Consider the following 18,599-nt stretch of genomic DNA (forward strand, 5'->3'; position numbering starts at 1 on the left):
CGTGCACGCCTGGACCCTCCTCATCACCTCCCACGTCGCCGCCGCGCTCCTCTCGGTGTCGCTCGGTGTCGTGCAGCTCGCCCGCCGCAAGGGCGACGCCCGCCACCGTCACCTCGGGCGGGTCTGGGTCGTCCTCATGCTCTGGACGGCGGTGTCCTCGTTCTGGATCCGTCACCTGCGCGACGGCGCGTTCAGCTGGCTGCACGTCCTCAGCCTCGTGACGCTCGTGACCGTGTCGCTCGGCGTCGTCGGCATCCGCCGCGGCGACCTGCGGGCGCATCGGGCGAACATGGTCGGCAGCTGGCTCGGCTCGGCGATCGCGATGGTCTTCGCGCTCGCGCTGCCGACCCGGATGATCCCGACGTTCGCCGTCGACGAGCCGCTCGGCGCGGCCGCCGCGCTCGTCGTCCTCGCGGTCACGGTCGTGGCGGTCGTCGCCGCCGGGGACCGCCTCGCCCGTCGCAGCTCCGCGGTCGTCGTCCCCGGCTGATCCGTGGCCACCCGCGGCTCGGGCTACACCGCAGTAACGGTCGCTGGGGCGGCAGTTACTGCGGTGTAGCCCGCGCTCGCCCGGGGCTGGGGGCGTCAGTCGGCGGCGACGGCCAGCGCGGCGTCACCGCGCGGGGCGAGGACGACGTGGTCGCCCGGCCGGTAGCGCGTGACGTCGGTGTTGGGCACCTGGACCGTCACGAGCTCGCCGGCCGGCGTGCGGACGATGACGCGCCCGTGCCCGCCGAGGAAGCTCGCGCTGACGACACTCGCCCCGCCCTCGCCGGAACCGTCGCCCCCGGGGGAGACGGTGACGCCCTCGGGGCGCACGAGCACGACGGCGTCGCCCTCGGCCGAGCCCGGCAGGACCGGGATGCTGCCGCCGAGCACGTGCGCCCGACCGCCCTCGACGCGCGCCCGCAGCCGGTTGGTCAGCCCGACGAAGTCGGCGACGAACGGCGTGCGCGGCGCGGAGTAGAGCTCCGCCGGCGGCGCGAGCTGCTCGAGCCGGCCGGTGGACATGACGCCGACCCGGTCGGCGACCGCGAGCGCCTCCTCCTGGTCGTGCGTGACGAAGAGCGTCGTCGTGCCGACCTCGAGCTGGATGCGCCGGATCTCGTCGCGCAGCTGCGTGCGCACCTTGGCGTCGAGGGCCGACAGCGGCTCGTCGAGCAGCAGCACCTGCGGCTCGATGGCCAGCGCCCGGGCCAGCGCGACACGCTGCTGCTGCCCGCCGGACATCTGGTGGGCGTACTTGTCGGCGTGCTGCTGGAGGCCGACGAGGTCGAGCATCTCGCCCGCGCGGGCCCGCCGCGAGGCCTTGTCCCGGCCGCGCAGCTCGAGGCCGAACTCGACGTTCTGCCGCGCCGTCATGTGCGGGAAGAGGCTGTAGGCCTGGAAGACCATCCCCATGTCGCGCTTGTTCGTCGGGATGCGCGTGACGTCGCGGCCGCCGACCTCGATGGTGCCGCTGTCGGGGTCCTCGAGGCCCGCGAGGCAGCGCAGCGCCGTCGTCTTGCCGCAGCCGGACGGGCCGAGCAGGCACACCAGCTCGCCGGGCTCGAGGTGCAGGGTCAGCCCGTCGAGGGCCGAGACCCCGCCGTAGACGCGGCGCAGGTCGGTCAGCTGGACGGCGGTGCCGCGGGTCGTCGCGGTGTCGGGGGCGGCGGTCACGGGGTCTCCTTGGCGGGACGGGGACGACGCAGGCGGGCGATGCGCCCGGCGCCGGCCGGGCGGGTGCCGACGAAGGACATGGCGAAGAGCACGACGAAGCCGAAGACGAGGGCGGCGAGACCGACGGCGACGGAGATCTTCGCGTCGGACTTGCCGAGCTCGTACATCGCGACCTGGAGGTTCTTCTTGCTGAACAGGCTGGCGATGGTGAACTCGCCGAGGACGAGCGCGACCGAGAGGAACGAGGCCGACAGCACGGCGGTGCGCAGGTTCGGCATGACGACCCGCCACATGACGGTGAACCACGACGCCCCGAGCGAGCGCGCGGCCTCCGACAGCGTGCGGACGTCGATGGCGCGCAGCCCCGCGTCGAGCGAGCGGTACGCGTACGGGAGGACGAGCACGACGTAGGCGAGCGCGAGCCACATCGTCGAGGAGCCGACGAGGTAGTACACCCACGCGTACACCGGGGTCAGGCCGACGACGAGGACGATGGCGGGCACCGTGAGCGGCAGGAGGCAGACGAACTCGACGGTGCGCGACAGGCCGGGCAGCCGCAGCCGCACCCACGTCATCGTCGGGACGAGGAGCACGAGCATGACGAGCGGCGTGACGACCGCCAGCCCGACGGACGCGAGGAAGCCCTCCTTGAGCGCCGGGTACTCGAGCGAGATCTGCGAGACGTCGGCCAGGGTGCGCCAGGTGTCGAGCGTCCGGCCGTTCCCGCCGGGGCCCTGGAGCGTGAACTCGAGCATGCCGAGCAGCGGCAGGCCGAAGAACGCGAGCAGCAAGGTGAGGGTCACCCAGCGGAAGACCCGCTGGCGGTGACGGAACGTCGACCGCCCGCTCATCGCGTCATCCAGCGGCCGGCGCGCTTGTCGAGCCACGCGTACAGGGCCATGACGACCGCGACGACGACGACCATCTCGAGGGCCATCGCCTTGCCGATGTTCTCCTGGCCGAGGATGACCTCGGACGACAGCGAGCTGCCGATCTGCAGCGGGAGCAGCGGGTTCGCCTGCGGGACGAGCGCCTTCGCTGTCGAGTACGCCGAGAACGCGTTCGTGAACAGCAGCAGCGTGGCGCCGACGAACGACGGCAGGAGGATCGGCCCGGCGACGCGGCGCCAGTACGTCCACGTGGTGCCGCCGAGGGTCTCGGTCGCCTCGCGCCACTGCGGCCGCAGCCCCTCCACCGCGGGCAGGAAGACGATGAGCATGAGCGGGATCTGGAAGTAGAGGTAGACGAGCATCAGCCCGCGGTCCCACTCGTAGAGCCACAGGCCGCCGCCGGTCGACATCCCGACCTTCGAGAGCAGGACGCTGAGCAGGCCCTGCGCGCTGAACGACGCGATGAACGCGAACGCCAGTGCGACACCGCCGAACTGGGCGAGAACGCCGCACAGCGAGGTGAAGAACCGCTGCGTCACCGACCCCGGCCGCGCGGTGCTCACCGCGTACGCGAGGACGCCCCCGATGACTGCACCCCCGAGCGCGGTGACGGCCGACAGGACGACCGACTGCACGAGCCCCCGGACGACCGCCGGCTGCGTGAGCGCCGAGACGTTGCCGAGCGTGGGCCGGTTGTCGGCGTCGAGGAAGGCGCCGATGACCACGACGAGCGTCGGGATCAGCAGGAAGACGGTCGTGTAGGCGAAGAACGGCACGACCCCCGCGAGGGCGCCGGACGGCCGCAGCCGTCGCAGCGCCCCCGCGGGGCGGGCGATCGTCGTGTCAGCCAACCGCGTTGGCCCAGTTGTCGGCGAGGTACTTCTTGCCGCTGTCGGAGTCGGCCTGGGTCGGGACGACCGGGGTGCCCTCGACGGCCGGCAGCGTGGCGGCCGCGTCGGCGTCGAGCGTGCCGGCGGTCTTCATCGCGTCGAAGCGGACCGGTCGGGCGCCGCCCTTGAGCCAGAGGTTCTGGCCCTCGTCGCTGTAGAGGAACTCCTGCCACAGGCGCGCGGCGGCCGGGTGCGGCGCGTCGGCGTTGATCGCCTGGTAGTAGTAACCGGCGACGACGGCCTCCTTGGGCACGAACACCTTCCACGTCGGGACCTTGGCGCTCAGCGAGGCGTTGAGGTAGTCCCAGTCGATGACGACCGGCGTCTGGCCGGACTCGACGGTGGCGGGGGTCGGGTCGACCGGCAGGAAGTTGCCGGCGGCCTTGAGCTGCTTGAAGAAGTCGACGCCCTTGGTGAGGTCGCCGGCGCTGCCGCCCTCGGCGATCGAGACCATCTGCACGCCCGCGAACGCGGCGCCGGCCTCGGTCGGGTTGCCGTTGAGCGCGACCTTGCCCTTGAAGTCGGCGCCGAGGAGGTCCTGGACGCTCGTCGGGGCGGGGACCTTGGCCGAGTCGTAGCCGATGCTCATGTAGCCGCCGTAGTCGTTGACCCACGTGCCGTCGGCGTCCTTGAAGTCGGCCGGGATGTCGTCGAACGTCGCGACCTTGTACTTGGCGTACATGTCGGTGTTCGCGAGGGCGACGGCCGCACCGAGGTCGAAGACGTCGGGGGCGCCGGACTGGCCCTTGAGGCGCTTGGCCGTCGCGATCTCGTCGGCGCTGCTCGCGTCGGGCTGGTCGCTCGTGATCTTGATGTCCGGGTACTTCGCCTGGAAGGCCTTGATGACCTCGCCGTAGTTGGCCCAGTCCGGCGGCAGCGCGATGACGTTGAGCGCGCCCTCCTTCTTGGCGGCGGCGACGAGGCCGTCCATCCCGCCGAGGTCGGCGGCCGAGGTGGCCGTGGCGGCGGAGGAGCCGCCCGAGGACGCGGTGTCGCCGGAGCCGTCCTCCGAGGGCGGCGAGCAGGCGGCCAGGGCGAGGGCGGTGAGTCCGGCGGCGGCGAGCGCACCCGCGCGACGGCCGAGGGGACGGGACATGGAAGACCTCCAACAACGGGGGACGGCGGGGGCCGGGGACCGGCGGGGGTCCCGCTCGCACCCTAGGGGCACAGGTAGTGGTTCGGAAAGGGACCTTTGCCACTTCGTCACCCGGGTGCCCGGATCGTGACCTGCGCCGGAGTGGTTGGATGGGGGCCGTGAACGCGCGGTCGAGCAGAGTCGTCATCCTCGGCGGGGGGCCGGGTGGCTACGAGGCCGCCCTCGTGGCCGCCCACGTCGGCGCCGAGGTCACCGTCGTCGAGCGCACCGGCATCGGGGGCGCCGCGGTGCTCACCGACTGCGTGCCGAGCAAGGCGCTCATCTCGACCGCCGACTACATGAGCGACTTCGAGACCGCCGCGGACCTCGGGGTCCACCTCGAGGACCAGGAGGGCGACGAGGTCTCCGACGCGATCGCCGACCTGCCCGAGGTCAACCGCCGGGTCGTGCGCCTGGCCCGGGCGCAGAGCGACGACATCCGCGCCCGCCTCCTCGAGGTCGGCGTCCGCGTCGTCGAGGGCACCGGGTCGCTCGTGTCGCCGAGCACCGTCCGCGTCGACGACGAGCAGATCGACGCCGACGTCGTCCTCGTCGCCACCGGCGCCTCGCCCCGCGTGATGGACACCGCCGTGCCCGACGGCGAGCGCATCCTCACCTGGCAGCAGATCTACGACCTGCCCGAGCTGCCGCAGCGCCTCGTCGTCGTCGGGTCCGGCGTCACCGGCGCCGAGCTCGCGCAGGCCTACCTCGGCCTCGGGTCCGAGGTCGTCCTCGTCTCCTCGCGCGACCGCGTCCTGCCGGGCGAGGACCCCGACGCCGCCTCGGTCATCGAGGAGGTGTTCCGCAAGCGCGGGATGGAGGTGCTCGGTCGCTCGCGGATGGCCGCCGTCGAGCGCACCGACGACGGCGTGCTGGTGCGCCTCGAGGACGGCCGGGAGGTCACCGGGACTCACGCGCTGCTGGCGGTCGGGTCGGTGCCGTCGACGCGGGGCATCGGCCTCGAGGAGGTCGGGGTCGAGCTCGCGCCCTCGGGCCACGTCGTCGTCGACCGCGTCTCGCGCACGTCCGTCCGCGGCGTCTACGCGGCCGGGGACTGCACCGGCGTGCTGCCGCTGGCGTCCGTCGCGGCGATGCAGGGGCGCATCGCGATCGCGCACGCCCTCGGGGACGCCGTCGCACCGCTCAACCTCGGTGTGGTGTCGGCGAACATCTTCACCGACCCCGAGATCGCCACGGTCGGCATCTCGCAGAAGGACGTCGACGAGGAGCGTGTCGACGCCGAGGTCCTCATGCTGCCGCTGTCGCGCAACCCGCGCGCGAAGATGCTCGGCATCACCGACGGCTTCGTCAAGCTCTTCGCGCAGAAGGGCTCGGGGGCGGTCGTCGGCGGCGTCGTCGTCGCGCCGCGCGCCTCCGAGCTGATCTTCCCGGTGACGCTCGCCGTGCAGCACCGCCTCAACGTCGACCAGGTCGCGTCGACCTTCACGGTGTACCCGTCGCTGTCCGGCTCGCTCGCCGAGGCCGCGCGCCGGCTGCACCCCATCGCCTGACCTGCGGCGACGCCGTCGCTGCTGCGTCGCGCCCGGCCCGCCGGGAACCTTGCTCGGGCAGGATGGGTTGTCCCTTCAGACACCCCATCCCCGAGGAGGACAACATGGCCAAGGGTCGCGCCGCGGCGCTCATCGCTGCCGTCACGAAGGTCAAGGACTACGCCCGCAACAACCCGCAGAAGGCCGACGAGGCCATCGGCAAGGTGGAGGGCTTCGTGCGGTCCAAGGCCGGGCCGACGCACTCGGCGAAGGTCGACAAGGGCAGCGACGCTTTGCGCAAGGGGCTCGGGCTGCCGCCGCACGGCGGGTCCGGTGGGCCGACCTCCGGTGGCGGTCAGGTGCCCCCGCCCCCGCCGCCCTCCGGTGGCGGTCAGGTGCCCCCGCCGCCCCCGCCGTCGTCCGGTCCGACCCACTGAGGCGGGCGGGATGAGCGCCGAGCCCGGCCCCGACGTGCCCGACCTGCCCGACGAGGACCTGCCCGCGGCACCCGAGGCCCCGGACCCGGTCGACCCCGACGCGCCGGACACCCTCGACCCCGACCCCGTCGAGCCGTGGCACCCGCACGACCCCGCGGACCCGGCGCCGGTCGCGCCCAACCCCTCGCCGGGGACCGGTGACGACCCCCAGCCCCGCCGTGACCTGGGGTAGCAGCTCCACCACACCCGTCGAGTGAACAGAACACGCCGTCCGAGCCAGCGCTCGGACGGCGTGTTCTGTTCACTCGACGGGGTCGACCGGTTGGAGTCATCCCGCTGGGAGGCGGTCAGGCGTCGGCGGGCGCCTCGGCGTCCTTGATGTCGCAGATGACCGCACCGTTGGCGACCGTCCCACCGACCTCGGCCTTGAGGCCGGTGACGACACCGGCCTTGTGCGCGGTGATCGGCTGCTCCATCTTCATCGCCTCGAGGACGACGACCTGGTCGCCGGCGGCGACGGTCGCGCCCTCCTCGACGGAGACCTTGACGATGGTGCCCTGCATCGGGGCGGTGAGGGAGTCGCCGGACGCCGCGGCGCCGCCGGACCCGCCGCCGGAGCGCCGGGGGGCCTTCTTCTTCGCGCCGTGCGCGGCGCCGCCACCGCCGCCGAACGACAGGCCTCCGGGGACCGAGACCTCGAGCCGCCTGCCGCCGACCTCGACGACGACCGTCTGGCGCTCCTGCGCCTCGGCGGCGTCACCGACCGGGCCCGAGTACGGCTCGATGTCGTTGTCGAACTCGGTCTCGATCCAGCGCGTGTGGACGGTGAACTTCTCGTCGGGGTCGGCCGGGGCGAAGGCCGGGTCGGCGACGACCTTGCGGTGGAAGGGGACGACGGTCGGCATTCCCTCGACGACGAGCTCGGCGAGCGCGCGACGGGAGCGCTCGAGCGCCTGCTGCCGGGTGCGGCCGGTGACGACGAGCTTGGCGATCATCGAGTCGAACGCGCCGGCGACGGTGTCGCCCTCGACGATGCCGGCGTCCCAGCGCACGCCCGGCCCCTGCGGCACGACCATCCGCGACACGGTCCCGGGGGCGGGGAGGAAGTTCCGGCCGGCGTCCTCGCCGTTGATGCGGAACTCGATGGAGTGCGCGTGCGGCTCCGGGTCGGGGTAGTCGAGGGACTCGCCGTTCGCGATGCGCAGCTGCTCGCGGACGAGGTCGATGCCGGTGACCTCCTCGGACACGGGGTGCTCGACCTGGAGGCGGGTGTTGACCTCGAGGAAGCTGATGTCGCCCTGCGGCCCGACGAGGAACTCGCAGGTGCCGGCGCCGACGTAGCCGGCCCTGCGGAGGATCTCCTTGCTCGCGCGGAGGAGCTCGGTGTGCTGCTCCTCGGTGAGGAACGGGGCCGGCGCCTCCTCGACGAGCTTCTGGTTGCGGCGCTGGAGGGAGCAGTCGCGCGTCGAGACGACGACGACGTTGCCGTGCTGGTCGGCGAGGCACTGGGTCTCGACGTGGCGGGGGTGGTCGAGAAAGCGCTCGACGAAGCACTCACCGCGGCCGAAGGCGGTGACCGCCTCGCGCACCGCGGAGTCGAACAGCTCGGGGATCTCCTCGATGGTGCGGGCGACCTTGAGGCCGCGGCCGCCACCGCCGTACGCCGCCTTGATGGCGACGGGGAGGCCGTGCTCCTGCGCGAAGGCGACGACCTCGTCGGGGCCCTCGACCGGGTCCTTGGTGCCGGGGACGAGCGGGGCATCGGCGGCGAGGGCGATGTGCCGCGCCTTGACCTTGTCGCCGAGCGAGTCGATGGCCTCGGGGCCGGGGCCGATCCAGGTCAGGCCGGCGTCGATGACCTTCTGCGCGAAGTCGGCGTTCTCGGCGAGGAAGCCGTAGCCGGGGTGGACGGCGTCGGCGCCGGCCTGCTGCGCGACCTCGATGAGCTTGTCCTGCAGGAGGTAGGAGTCGCCGGGGGTGGAGCCGCCGAGGGCGTGGGCCTCGTCGGCGACCTTGACGTGGAGGGCGTCCCGGTCGGGCTCGGCGTAGACCGCGACGGACGCGACCCCGGAGTCCTTGCAGGCACGGGCGATGCGCACCGCGATCTCGCCCCGGTTCGCGATGAGGACCTTGCTGATCGGCATGTCTCGGACTCTATCGGTCCCGTGCGCCGCCCACCCGGGGGCGCGGCGAGGTCTCCCTCACACGTGGTCGGGGTGCTCGGCGCGGGCTCTGCTCAGGCGCCGAGGGACTCCGCGAGGCGCGCCAGCAGGCGGGCGAGGGTGTCGCGGTCGCGGGCGCCGAGGGCCTCGAGCAGCCGGGCCTCGTTGGCCACGTGGGCGGCCATCGCGTCGTCGATGAGGGTGCGGCCCGCCGGGGTGAGGACGACGGTGCGGGCGCGGCCGTCGGTGGCGTCGGCCCGTCGCTCGACGAGGCCGCGTGCCTGCAGTCGGTCGAGGCGCTTGCTCACGGCGCCGGAGGTGACCATCGTCCGCTCGGCGAGCTCGCCGGGGGAGAGGGTGTAGGGCTCGCCCTGGCGGCGGAGCGTGGCGAGGACGTCGAACTCGCCCTCGCCGAGGCCGAACTCGGCGTAGACGGCGGTCAGCTCGGGGGTGAGGGCGGCCGCGATGCGGTGGATGCGTCCGATGACGAGGAGCGGGGTGGTGTCGAGGTCGGGGCGCTCGGTGCGCCATTGCGCGTGGACGGTGGCGACGTGGTCCATCCCTCGACAATATCTTCCGCGGAAGGTAATGTCTCTTCCATGGAAGACACAGCGGGGATGCGGACGGTGCTCGTGACGGCGGTCGCTCCGGTGGTGTGGGGGTCGACGTACGCGGTGACGCAGCTCTGGCTGCCGCCGGGTCGCCCGCTCTTCGCCGCGGTCATGCGCATCCTCCCAGCGGGGGTGCTCCTGCTGCTCTGGGTGCGGCGGCGGCCGCGCGGTGAGTGGTGGGGTCGGGCGGCGGTGCTGGGGACGCTCAACCACGCGGTCTTCTTCGGGCTCGTGTACGTCGCGGCCTACCGTCTGCCGAGCGGGTTGGCGTCGACGCTGACCGCGGTGTCCCCGTTGGTGGTCATGGGTGTGGCGTGGCTGGTGCTCGGGGAGCGCCAGCCGTGGGTCGCGGTGCTGGCGGCGGTGGCGGGCATCGGGGGAGTGGTCGTGCTGGTCTCCGCGGGGGGCGGGGCGTCGGGGTCCGTCGACCCGGTCGGGGTGGCGGCGTCGGTCGGGGCCGTCGTGTCGGCGTCGGTGGGGTTCGTGCTCGTGCGGCGCTGGACGCCGCGCGACGCGGTGCTCGCGACGACGGCGTGGCAGCTGGTGGCCGGTGGGCTGGTGCTCGTGCCGGTGGCGCTGGTGGTCGAGGGGGCGCCGCCGGCGCTGGACGGGGCGGCGGTGCTGGCGCTGCTGTGGCTCGGGCTCGTCGGGTCGGTGGTCGGGTACGTCGTGTGGTTCCGCGGGCTGACCCGGATGGACGCCGGCGCCGTCGCGGTGGTGGGGCTGCTCAACCCGGTCGTCGGGACGGTGCTCGGGGTGGTCCTGCTGGGCGAGGGCTTCGGGTGGGTGCAGCTCGGGGCGATGCTCGTCGTCCTCGGTGGGGTGCTGGTGGCCCAGGCGCCGGTGCGTGCCGCGGCCGCGGGGTGGGCGCAGCGTATGCGGGGCCACCGGGTCGGGGTGGGCGGGCCGCGCGGCTCGCGCTCCGACGGCCGGACGCCGGAGCGCGAAGGGGCGCCCGACGCGGTCCGCGAGCCGTCCGAGCCCGCGGCCTGCCGCTCGTAGGGGCGTGGAGGGGGAATCACCTCGGCTCGAGGTGGAGCCTGTCAATGTGTCTGTGTAAGGGGCATGGTCAGAGGTGGGGGTTGATCCGGTCGGGGTAGGCGATCGCGAGTTGGGCGAGGGCCTTCTTCCAGTTGGTGACGATCTGGCCTTCGACGAGCCGGCCGGGGGCTTTGCGTTGGTCGGCGGGTCGGCCGCGTTCCTTCTCGCGTTCTCGGGCGCGTTTGTCCTCGATGGTGCAGATCGCCAGCCAGAGCAGCTTGACGACGGCGGTGTCGTTGGGGAAGTGGCCGCGGTTCTTGATGATCTTGCGCAGCTGGTAGTTCAGGGACTCGATCGCGTTGGTGGTGTAGATGACCCGGCGCAGCTCGGGCGGGAAGGCGAGGAACGGGGTGAACCGTTCCCAGGCCGCGCGCCAGGTGGAGACCGCGTGCGGGTACTTCCCGCCCCAGAGGTCCTCGAACGCCTCCAGCGCTGCCTGGGCGGCCGCGACGTCGGCGGCGGCGTAGATCGGTCGCAGCGCGGCCGCGACGGCCTTGCGGTCGCCGTAGCCGACGAACCGCATCGAGGCCCGGATCAGGTGCACCACGCAGGTTTGCACGGTCGCGGCGCTCCACGTGGCCTCGATCGCCTCGGGCAGCCCGGTGAGCCCGTCGCAGCAGACGATGAGCACGTCACGGATGCCGCGGTTGGCCAGGTCGGCGCACACCGACGCCCAGAACTTGGCGCCCTCGGTGGTTTGCACCCAGATCCCCAGGACGTGCTTGACCCCGTCCATGTCGACCCCGACGGCGAGGTGGGCGGCCTTGTTGACCACGTGTCCGCCGTCGCGGACCTTGACCACGATCGCGTCCAGGTAGATCACCGGGTACAGCGCCTCCAGCGGGCGCCGCTGCCAGGCCAGGACCTCCTCGCCGATCTCGTCGACGATCTTGCTGATCGTCTCGTACGACAGCTCGGTGCCGACCGTGGCGTGCAGGTGGTGGGCGATGTCGCGCAACGTCATCCCGCCGGCGTAGAGGCTGACGATCATCGCGTCGAGGCCGTCCAGGCGGCGCGCGCCCTTGGGGACCAGCTGCGGGGTGAACGTGCCCTGCCGATCCCGCGGGGTGTCCAGATCGACCGGCCCGACCTGGGTCGCCAGCGTCTTGGGTGTCGACCCGTTGCGGGAGTTGTCGAACATCGACGCCTCCGGGGCGCCCCTGTCGTAGCCGAGGTGATCGCTGAGCTCGGCCTGCAGGCCTCGCTCGAGCGCGGCCTTGATCAGTCCCGGGATCAACCCGTCGGTGCCGGTCATCTGGACCTGGCCGGCATCGATCCGCGCGAACAGCTCATCCAAGGCACCCGAGGCGGCCAGCTCAGCCGCCACGTCCCTCCCCGTAGCCGCCGACGCGGCCGGGCCCTGCTCATCGGTCATGGGATCCATCGTCTTCCTTTCAGACGGACCGACCCCTTACACAGACGATCTGACACCTCCTCGAGGTGCGATGGCCCCCGGGTGCGCGGGCCCGCCGACCTGAGAACCGGCCCGGGACAGGTGTTCTCCCAGCCTCCATGCGCCGCGGAAGGTTTCCCTTCCACCGGCAACCACCTGCCGGGCCCGCCGCCCCGGTGCCTGCGCCCGGCAAGGTTTCCCTTCCGCTCCGCAAGGTTTCCCTTCCGCTCCGCAAGGTTTCCCTTCCGCTCCGCAAGGTTTCCCTTCCGCTCCGCAAGGTTTCCCTTCCGGTGCGCATGGAGATCGGAGCACGGGGTTGTCCGTCGGTCGGCGACACGAGTGACACCCAGGATTCGTGGGACGGGCGTCGGGGTCCCGGGTGCGGTCGGCCTCCGCGCGGCCCGTGGCCACCCGGTCCGGTCGACGTGGCCGACGAGACACGGTCTGAGCACGAGTGCCCATGGCCCCGCCGGGAGGGGCGCGGGACACTGGCGGTGAACCCGGACCCGGGCCCGCTCTCCTCGAGGAGCACCGCGATGACCTCGCCCCCCAGCACCGCAGCGGAGACCCACCCGGACCCGGACGGCGCCCCCACCCTCCGCCACCCGGCCACGCCGGGCCAGCTGGCGTGGCTCGACACCCAGGTCACCGCCTGGCAGTCCGAGGGCCTCGTCGACGCACCCACCGCCGACCGCCTGCGCGCCCGCTACGTCGCCCACCGCCGCCTCACCCTCGCGCGGATCGTGCTCACCCTCGGGGCGGCCTTCGTCGGCATCGGCCTCGTGTGGACCGTCGCGGCCAACCTCGACGCGGTCCCGCCGCTCGTCCGCGTCCTCCTCGTGGCGCTCGTCTGGCTCGGGCTCGTCGTCGCAGCGGACGTCCTCCAGCGACGACGTGAGCACCTCGGCGACGTCGCCTCCCCGGTCGTCGGCGCCGTCCGGCTGCTCGCCGCGGCCGCCTTCGGGGCGGTCGTCTTCCAGGCCGCCCAGAGCCTCCAGGTCCCCGCCGACCGGCCGGGCCTCGTCGGGCTGTGGGCCGCCGGGGTGCTGCTCTACGGCTACGCCGTCGTCGGCGTCGGGCCGGTCGTCCTCGGCGTCGTGCTCGGCAGCATCTGGACGGTGTGGAGCGCCGCCGACGCGGGCCGCACCGTCCTCGGGGTGACCCTCACCGTCGCGGCCGCCGCGCTGGGCGCGGTCGCCGTCGGGGTCCTCCACCTGCGCCTCGACGGCCCGCTGCGCGACGGGCGGGCGCTGGGCGTCCCGTGGCGCGAGCTCGGAGCCGCGCTCGCCCTGGGCAGCCTCTTCGTCGCCGCGCTCCCGGTCGACGACGGCGGTGAGCGGACCGGCGCCGTCTTCGTCATCGCGCTCGGCGTCGCCGCGGCCGTCGCCCTCGCCGCGACCCTGCGGGCCGACCGCCTCGGCCGCACCGAGATCGCGCTCGCGGCGGCCACCCTCGTCGGCGTCGTCGTCCTCGGGCTGTGGCGGGCGTCGGCCGGACTCGGTGGCGTGGCGGACCCGACACCGTCCGACTGGGCTCGGGCGGTCGTCGCGGTCCTCGTCTACCTCGCCGTGACGAGCGGCTACGCCGTCCTCGGCGGGATGCGCGACTCCGAGCGGCTCACCTGGGTGGCCACCGCCGCGCTCGTCCTCTTCACGACCGTCCAGGCCTTCGCGGTGTTCGCGCCGGTGCTCTCCGGGGCCGTGCTCTTCCTCGCCGTCGGCGTCGTCCTCCTCGGCACCGGCATCGTCGCCGACCGGGGGCGCCGACGCCTCGTCGCCGAGGGCCGGGAGGCGCGCTCGTGACCGGCCGTACGGGACGCGTCGTCGCCGCCACCCTCGCCCAGCTCCTGCTCGTCGGCGTCGCGGTCTGGGCTCCGCTGTCCGCCCGGCTCACCGGTGACGAGGTGCGCCTGCGGGTCGCGCCGGTCGACCCCTATGACCCCTTCCGTGGCGCCTACGTCGACCTCACCTACCCCGACCTCCCGGACAGTGCCGCGACCGGCGACCGGTCCGACGCCGAGCCGCCCGAGGCTCGGGGCACGGCCTTCGTCCCCCTGACCCGCTCGGGCCAGGTGTGGGTCGGCGGGCCGGTCCGCCGCTCGGCCCCCGAGGACGGGCCCTTCCTCCGGTGCGACGACGCAGGATGGCGCCTGCGGTGCGGCATCGAGAGCTGGTTCCTGCCGCAGGACCGGGCCGCGGCGCTCGCGGAGGCGGTCCGCGCGGGCCGCGCCGTCGCGACGGTGCGCGTCGACGCACGAGGCCACGCGGCGCTCGTCGACGTCTCCATCGACCCCTGACACCCGAGCCGCGCCACCGCCGCACGGCGGCAGCGCCCCTAGTGCGCGAACCAGTCCGCCGGCGGCCGCGGGTCCGGGTCGCCCGACGCGCCGCCGGTCGCGGCCCAGGCCCCGAACCGCGCGGCGCCCCAGGTGCCGGGTTGCTCGACGTCGCCGACCTCGACGAGCGGCGCGAGGTCGCCGCGCGCCGCGACGACGGACCGCAACCGGGCCCATCCGCCGGCGACGACGATGCGCTCGACGGGCACGCCGGCCCGCTCGAGGGTCGCGAGGACGGCCCGCCCGCGCGCCGTGCCGCCGTCGAGGGCGGCCCGCCAGACGTGGGCCGGGGTGTGGTGGTCGGACCCGAGGTGCACGACGACCTCCCGGTCCTCCATCCCGAAGCCCGTGACGCGGACGTCCGCCGAGTCACCCGGTGCCAGCAGGAGCGCGGCGGCGTCGAGCTCCGAACGCGCGGGGTCCTCGGTGGCTCCGAGGATGCGCTGGACCCGTTTGAGCACGAGCCCGGTCCGGGTCCCGCCGATGAGGGCCGTGCTGCCGCGCACGACGTGCGGGTACACGGAGATGCCCTCGTGCGACAGACGGCCGACGACCGCCGGCTCGGGGACGTGGTCGGACGCCGCGAGCCAGGCCTCGGCCGTGCCGAAGCTGTCGAGGGCCGATCCTGGTGTGCCGCAACCCGTCGCGGCCGCTGCCACCGCGTGGTCGTGGCCGGCCATCGTGAGGACCGCGCCGCGCAGGGGGACGACCGGATGGTCCGCGCGCACGGTGCCGACCGGCTCGCCGGCCGCGACCGCGTCGGGCACGAGCGAGCCGTCGACCCCGAGCAGGTCGAGGCCCGGGCCCCACCATCCGCCGGTGTGGACGTCGAAGAACCCGGTCCGCCCGAGCAGCGAGCGCTCGGCGACGCGTCGGCCCCCGAGCCGGTGCACGACGAGCTCGGGTGCGCCGAGCCACTGCAGGCCGCGCAGGTCCAGGCCCTCGTCGCGCAGCCAGAGGAGCTTGAAGAGCGTCGCGACGTGGCCGACGGGCAGCCCGGTGCGCTCCGGGAAGGCCCGGGCGAGGTCCGCAGGCAGGACGGCTGCCTGCTCGTCGCCGCGCGGGTCGTGCCACGCCATGACGGGGGAGCGCGCGGCCCCGTCGGCGTCGAGCAGCGTCCCTGCTTCCGCCATCGAGGTGATGCCGACGGATCGCACGCCCGTGCCGGCGGGCAGGGCGGCCACGACCTCGTCGAGCAGGTGCTCGACCGCCTCGACGACCGACTCCGGCGTGCGCTCGGACCGGCCGTCGCCGGGCTCGCTCCAGGCGGTGGCGACAGCGGCGTCGCCGACGACCACGCCGGCCTCGTCGACGGCGGCCACCTTGGTCATCGTCGTGCCGAGGTCGATGCCGAGGTCGACGGTGCTCATGCCGCACCCCGCGGTCGCAGCTCGCCCGAGCCGCGCGGCACGAGCCGGGTCGGCAGCACGGTGTCGAGCGGCTCGGCGGACGGCTCGCGCAGCCGTCGCTGGAGGAGGTCGAACGCGGTCTCGGCCAAAGCGGTCGGCTGCTGGTCGACGACGGTCGTGGGTGGTGTCATCAGCTCTGCTCCCGGGAGGTCGCCGAAGACGACGAGCGCGACGTCCCGGCGGGCGAGGCGCTGCTGCGCCGTGAGGACGGCGAGCCCGGTCATCGGGGTCGCGGCGAGGAGGGCGGTCGGGGCGTCGGTGCGGGTGAGCAGGTGCGTCACGAGCGGCAGGGCCTCCTCGGTCGTCCACGCCCGTGTCTCGACGAGGGTGGGGTCGACCTCGAGACCGGCTTCCTGCAGCGCCCGCTCGTAACCGCGGTAGCGGTCGGCGAGGGTGACGAACTGGCCTGTGCGACCAACGAACCCGATGCGACGATGCCCGTGGTCGAGGAGGTGCCGGACGGCTTCGAACGCGCCCGCTTCGTCCGTGACGCGGACGGCGTCGGTGCCGACCGTGCCGCAGGGACGGTCGACGACGACCACCGGCACGTCGGACGGCAGGGCCGCGGCGATGGTCGCCGGGTTACCGAAGGGGGCGACGACGAGCCCCGCCACACCGCGCCGCGAGAGCCGCTCGACCTGCGAGCGCAGCCGCTCCTCGTCGAGGCCGGTCGAGGCGATGAGCACGTCCATCCCGACGGCCGCGGCGCGTGACTCGACGACCGCCGCGAGCTGGGCGAAGAAGGGGTCGGCGATGGAGTCGACGACGACGCCGACCGTGGGCAGGCGCCCGCCGCCGAGCCGCTGCGCGGCCGGGTCGGGCTGGTAGCCGAGGAGGTCGATCGCGGTGCGCACCCGGGCGAGCGTGGCCGGGCGGACGTTGGGGGCGTCGTTGATGACGCGCGAGACGGTCTTGATGGAGACCCCCGACTCGCGGGCGACGTCGTAGATCGTGGGCCGGCTCACGCGGGCACCGCCTCGGGCAGCGCGGCCAGCGCCGGGGCGACGAGGGCCGCGTCGAGCATCCCGCCGGACGGGTGCTGCACGGCGGCGGCCGCCACGGCCATCCCGCGGCGGACGGCCTCGGCGTCGGGGGCGCCGGACAGGAGCGCGTCGGCCGTCCCGGCGAGGAAGGAGTCGCCGGCGCCGATGGGGTTGGCGACCGGCACGCGGGCCGCTCCGAGCCACCACGCTCCGGCCGACGTGGCGAGGGCGGCGCCGTGCGAGCCCGCGGTGACGACCGCCCGTCGCGCGCCCCGCCCGTGCAGGTCGCGGGCCGCGGTGACACACCGGTCGACGAGGTCGTCGCCCGTCTCCTCGACCGCCTCGTCGGCGCGACCGTCCAGGAGGGCCTCTGCCTCATCGAGGTTGGGGCTCACGAGGTCCGGCTCGAGTGCGAGCGCGGCGCCGAGGACGGCGGGGGAGCCGTCGACGAAGGCCTCGAGCCCGCGGGCGTGGGCCAGCTCGACGACCCGGCCGTAGGTGTCGTCGGGCAGTCCCGGTGGGAGGGACCCGGAGCAGGCGACGGCGGGTGCGTCGTCGAGCGCCGCCTCGACGGCGGGCAGCAGCGCGTCGCGGTCCCACGCGGCGGGGTCGGGGCCGAGGCCGTTGACGACGGTGGCGCGTCCGTCGTCCTCGAGGAAGATCAGCGAGAGCCGCCCCTGCCCGTCGTGGGGGACCGGGACGAAGGCGCAGCCCTCGGCGGCCAGGAGGGTCGGCAGCCGGTCGTCGTCGCGTGGGGCGAGGCCGAGGAGGCGGTGCTCGCGGCCGAGCACGCGCAGGGTGCGGCAGACGTTGACCCCCTTGCCGCCGGCCACCGTGACGGTGCGCGAGGCCCGCGAGACCGTGCCCGGGGTCAGCGCGCCGAGCCACGTGGTGACGTCGAGACACGTGTTGGGGGTGACGACGAGCACGGAGGTCCTTCCGGGGCGACGGCGGTGTCGGGGCGCGCGAGGTCTTGTCGGACCGCCTCGCTCCGCGTACCGTAGGGCGGCATGACAGCGCTGTCAACGCCTCGCGTCCCGACCCCCTCGACCATCGGCCTGCACCGCCGCCTCGCGCGCATCTGCGACGCCGCCGGCCACATCCGCACGATGGCCATCGACCACCCCGAGAACTACCTGCGTCTCTTCGACGCCGACCTCGACGCCGTCTCGTTCGAGGAGGTCGTGGAGTCCAAGCTCGACATGCTGCGCGTGCTCTCGCGGCACGCGACCTCGGTGCTCGTCGACCCGGTGTGGAGCTTCGGCCAGTCCGTCGCCGCCGGCGTCGTGCCCGGTGACGTCGGCGTCATCAGCGGCATCGAGGACCTCTACTACCGGCCGGACAGCGCGGTCGGCTTCGACACCGGGCTGCACCTCAAAGAGGGGTGGGGGCCGCAGGTGCTCGCGACGCTCGGGGCCGACGCGGCGAAGCTCGTCGTCTTCCACCGCGCGGACCAGCCCGCCGAGGTCGTCGAGCAGCAGCACGCCGTCGTCGCCGACGCCGCGGCGCAGTGCCGGGCCCTGCAGATGCCGCTCGTCGTCGAGCCGCTGTGGTTCCCGACGGGCGACGAGGACACCGCCGACCCCGCGGTGCAGCGCGTGCGCCGCAGCAGCGTCCTGGCCTCGGCCCGCTCCTTCCGGGAGGCCGGCGCGGACATCATGAAGGTCGAGTTCCCCGTCCTCGACCTCGACGACCTCGGCGCCGCGCACGAGGCCTGTGCCGCCCTCGACGACGCGGTCTCCGGGCCGTGGGTCCTGCTCTCGGCGGGCGTGACGTACGAGGGGTTCCGCACCCAGCTCGACGTCGCCGCCGACCACGGCTGCAGCGGCTTCATGGCCGGGCGCGCGATCTGGGGCGACGCGGTCGGCCGGATGGACGCGACGGCGCGCGCCGCGGGGGCCGACCTCGCCGCCCGGCGCCTCGACGAGCTCGCCGAGGTGCTGGAGGGTCGGGGTGCGCCGGCATTCACGCCGGTCGACCCGGCCGAGGTCGCGGCGCTCGTCGGGCCGGAGTGGTACCGCGGCGCCGTCACGGGCTGAGCACCCGGGGCGACATCCCCGCACGTGCGGGCTTTTCGTGGTCCGCCACGGAACTCGGGCGCGACAACCCCGCACGTGCGGGGTTTTCGTGGTCCGGGAGGCGTGCGGGCATCGACAACCCC

18 protein-coding genes are annotated in these 18,599 nt (G+C 74.1%); 8 read left to right on the forward strand and 10 right to left on the reverse strand.

Features of this window, described 5'->3' with window-relative positions; genetic code table 11:
- Position 1: 1 nt before the first annotated feature.
- Positions 2-490: a DUF2306 domain-containing protein gene (locus LG324_RS07545; protein ID WP_030527711.1), complete on the forward strand. Its 489-nt coding sequence runs from the start codon at positions 2-4 to the stop codon at positions 488-490.
- 95 nt (positions 491-585) lie between these two features.
- On the opposite strand, the gene LG324_RS07550 is transcribed toward LG324_RS07545, so the two are convergent.
- From LG324_RS07550 to LG324_RS07565, 4 genes are read right to left on the reverse strand one after another with little or no spacing between them, the layout of a single operon-like run.
- On the reverse strand, positions 586-1,662 hold the full coding sequence (locus LG324_RS07550; RefSeq protein WP_030527710.1) for an ABC transporter ATP-binding protein: 1,077 nt from the start codon (positions 1,660-1,662) through the stop codon (positions 586-588).
- Positions 1,659-2,513, reverse strand: a complete 855-nt coding sequence (locus LG324_RS07555; protein ID WP_404352788.1) for an ABC transporter permease — start codon at positions 2,511-2,513, stop codon at positions 1,659-1,661. Before LG324_RS07555 ends, LG324_RS07550 begins: the two co-directional genes overlap by 4 nt.
- A complete protein-coding gene (locus LG324_RS07560; protein WP_404352789.1) occupies positions 2,510-3,403 on the reverse strand; it encodes an ABC transporter permease in 894 nt (297 codons plus the stop codon). The genes LG324_RS07555 and LG324_RS07560 overlap by 4 nt, the downstream gene beginning before the upstream one ends.
- Positions 3,396-4,538, reverse strand: a complete 1,143-nt coding sequence (locus LG324_RS07565) for an ABC transporter substrate-binding protein (RefSeq protein ID WP_404352790.1) — start codon at positions 4,536-4,538, stop codon at positions 3,396-3,398. The genes LG324_RS07560 and LG324_RS07565 overlap by 8 nt, the downstream gene beginning before the upstream one ends.
- A gap of 149 nt (positions 4,539-4,687) precedes the next feature.
- Here LG324_RS07565 and LG324_RS07570 point away from each other — a divergent pair, with 149 nt between their 5' ends.
- The 3 genes from LG324_RS07570 to LG324_RS07580 all read left to right on the forward strand — a co-directional run bounded on the left by LG324_RS07570 (position 4,688) and on the right by LG324_RS07580 (position 6,736).
- Positions 4,688-6,088 carry an NAD(P)H-quinone dehydrogenase gene (locus LG324_RS07570; protein ID WP_404352792.1) on the forward strand — a complete coding sequence of 467 codons (1,401 nt, stop codon included), beginning with the start codon at positions 4,688-4,690 and terminating at the stop codon, positions 6,086-6,088.
- Between the two features lie 104 nt (positions 6,089-6,192).
- Positions 6,193-6,504: an antitoxin gene (locus LG324_RS07575; RefSeq protein WP_051750364.1), complete on the forward strand. Its 312-nt coding sequence runs from the start codon at positions 6,193-6,195 to the stop codon at positions 6,502-6,504.
- 10 nt (positions 6,505-6,514) lie between these two features.
- Complete coding sequence (locus LG324_RS07580; protein WP_030527704.1) at positions 6,515-6,736, forward strand: hypothetical protein; 222 nt, start codon at positions 6,515-6,517, stop codon at positions 6,734-6,736.
- 115 nt (positions 6,737-6,851) lie between these two features.
- Here the strand turns inward: LG324_RS07580 and LG324_RS07585 are convergent, their stop codons facing one another.
- Together LG324_RS07585 and LG324_RS07590 are read right to left on the reverse strand one after the other, a co-directional pair.
- A complete protein-coding gene (locus tag LG324_RS07585; protein ID WP_404352793.1) occupies positions 6,852-8,648 on the reverse strand; it encodes an acetyl/propionyl/methylcrotonyl-CoA carboxylase subunit alpha in 1,797 nt (598 codons plus the stop codon).
- Between the two features lie 92 nt (positions 8,649-8,740).
- A complete protein-coding gene (locus tag LG324_RS07590; protein WP_404352794.1) occupies positions 8,741-9,226 on the reverse strand; it encodes a MarR family winged helix-turn-helix transcriptional regulator in 486 nt (161 codons plus the stop codon).
- A 39-nt stretch (positions 9,227-9,265) separates the two neighbouring features.
- Here LG324_RS07590 and LG324_RS07595 point away from each other — a divergent pair, with 39 nt between their 5' ends.
- Positions 9,266-10,279 carry an EamA family transporter gene (locus LG324_RS07595; protein WP_404352795.1) on the forward strand — a complete coding sequence of 338 codons (1,014 nt, stop codon included), beginning with the start codon at positions 9,266-9,268 and terminating at the stop codon, positions 10,277-10,279.
- Between the two features lie 67 nt (positions 10,280-10,346).
- On the opposite strand, the gene LG324_RS07600 is transcribed toward LG324_RS07595, so the two are convergent.
- A complete protein-coding gene (locus tag LG324_RS07600; RefSeq protein WP_404349120.1) occupies positions 10,347-11,693 on the reverse strand; it encodes an IS256 family transposase in 1,347 nt (448 codons plus the stop codon).
- A gap of 554 nt (positions 11,694-12,247) precedes the next feature.
- Between LG324_RS07600 and LG324_RS07605 the strand changes: the two genes are divergently transcribed.
- Both LG324_RS07605 and LG324_RS07610 read left to right on the forward strand, forming a co-directional pair.
- Positions 12,248-13,513 carry a DUF2157 domain-containing protein gene (locus LG324_RS07605; RefSeq protein WP_404352796.1) on the forward strand — a complete coding sequence of 422 codons (1,266 nt, stop codon included), beginning with the start codon at positions 12,248-12,250 and terminating at the stop codon, positions 13,511-13,513.
- Positions 13,510-14,007, forward strand: coding sequence for a GDYXXLXY domain-containing protein (locus LG324_RS07610; protein WP_404352798.1), 498 nt, complete (start codon positions 13,510-13,512; stop codon positions 14,005-14,007). The genes LG324_RS07605 and LG324_RS07610 overlap by 4 nt, the downstream gene beginning before the upstream one ends.
- A gap of 38 nt (positions 14,008-14,045) precedes the next feature.
- Here the strand turns inward: LG324_RS07610 and LG324_RS07615 are convergent, their stop codons facing one another.
- The 3 genes from LG324_RS07615 to LG324_RS07625 are packed head-to-tail and all read right to left on the reverse strand — an operon-like array spanning position 14,046 to position 17,367.
- Positions 14,046-15,416, reverse strand: coding sequence for an L-fuculokinase (locus tag LG324_RS07615; RefSeq protein WP_404352799.1), 1,371 nt, complete (start codon positions 15,414-15,416; stop codon positions 14,046-14,048).
- Positions 15,413-16,420, reverse strand: coding sequence for a LacI family DNA-binding transcriptional regulator (locus tag LG324_RS07620; protein WP_404352800.1), 1,008 nt, complete (start codon positions 16,418-16,420; stop codon positions 15,413-15,415). Before LG324_RS07620 ends, LG324_RS07615 begins: the two co-directional genes overlap by 4 nt.
- Positions 16,417-17,367, reverse strand: a complete 951-nt coding sequence (locus LG324_RS07625) for a 1-phosphofructokinase family hexose kinase (protein ID WP_404352802.1) — start codon at positions 17,365-17,367, stop codon at positions 16,417-16,419. Before LG324_RS07625 ends, LG324_RS07620 begins: the two co-directional genes overlap by 4 nt.
- A gap of 81 nt (positions 17,368-17,448) precedes the next feature.
- Between LG324_RS07625 and LG324_RS07630 the strand changes: the two genes are divergently transcribed.
- Positions 17,449-18,477 carry a hypothetical protein gene (locus tag LG324_RS07630; RefSeq protein WP_404352804.1) on the forward strand — a complete coding sequence of 343 codons (1,029 nt, stop codon included), beginning with the start codon at positions 17,449-17,451 and terminating at the stop codon, positions 18,475-18,477.
- The last annotated feature ends 122 nt before the right edge of the window (positions 18,478-18,599 follow it).

Source organism: Phycicoccus jejuensis (genome assembly GCF_044797865.1).
GTDB lineage: Bacteria > Actinomycetota > Actinomycetes > Actinomycetales > Dermatophilaceae > Phycicoccus > Phycicoccus jejuensis.

Coding starts and splice junctions, on each gene's coding strand:
- LG324_RS07555 (WP_404352788.1), bottom strand. CDS start 2,513: ATGAGCGGGCGGTCGACGTTCCGTCACCGCCAGCGGGTCTTCCGCTGG.
- LG324_RS07565 (WP_404352790.1), bottom strand. CDS start 4,538: ATGTCCCGTCCCCTCGGCCGTCGCGCGGGTGCGCTCGCCGCCGCCGGA.
- LG324_RS07570 (WP_404352792.1), top strand. CDS start 4,688: ATGGGGGCCGTGAACGCGCGGTCGAGCAGAGTCGTCATCCTCGGCGGG.
- LG324_RS07575 (WP_051750364.1), top strand. CDS start 6,193: ATGGCCAAGGGTCGCGCCGCGGCGCTCATCGCTGCCGTCACGAAGGTC.
- LG324_RS07580 (WP_030527704.1), top strand. CDS start 6,515: ATGAGCGCCGAGCCCGGCCCCGACGTGCCCGACCTGCCCGACGAGGAC.
- LG324_RS07585 (WP_404352793.1), bottom strand. CDS start 8,648: ATGCCGATCAGCAAGGTCCTCATCGCGAACCGGGGCGAGATCGCGGTG.
- LG324_RS07590 (WP_404352794.1), bottom strand. CDS start 9,226: ATGGACCACGTCGCCACCGTCCACGCGCAATGGCGCACCGAGCGCCCC.
- LG324_RS07595 (WP_404352795.1), top strand. CDS start 9,266: ATGGAAGACACAGCGGGGATGCGGACGGTGCTCGTGACGGCGGTCGCT.
- LG324_RS07600 (WP_404349120.1), bottom strand. CDS start 11,693: ATGACCGATGAGCAGGGCCCGGCCGCGTCGGCGGCTACGGGGAGGGAC.
- LG324_RS07605 (WP_404352796.1), top strand. CDS start 12,248: ATGACCTCGCCCCCCAGCACCGCAGCGGAGACCCACCCGGACCCGGAC.
- LG324_RS07615 (WP_404352799.1), bottom strand. CDS start 15,416: ATGAGCACCGTCGACCTCGGCATCGACCTCGGCACGACGATGACCAAG.
- LG324_RS07630 (WP_404352804.1), top strand. CDS start 17,449: ATGACAGCGCTGTCAACGCCTCGCGTCCCGACCCCCTCGACCATCGGC.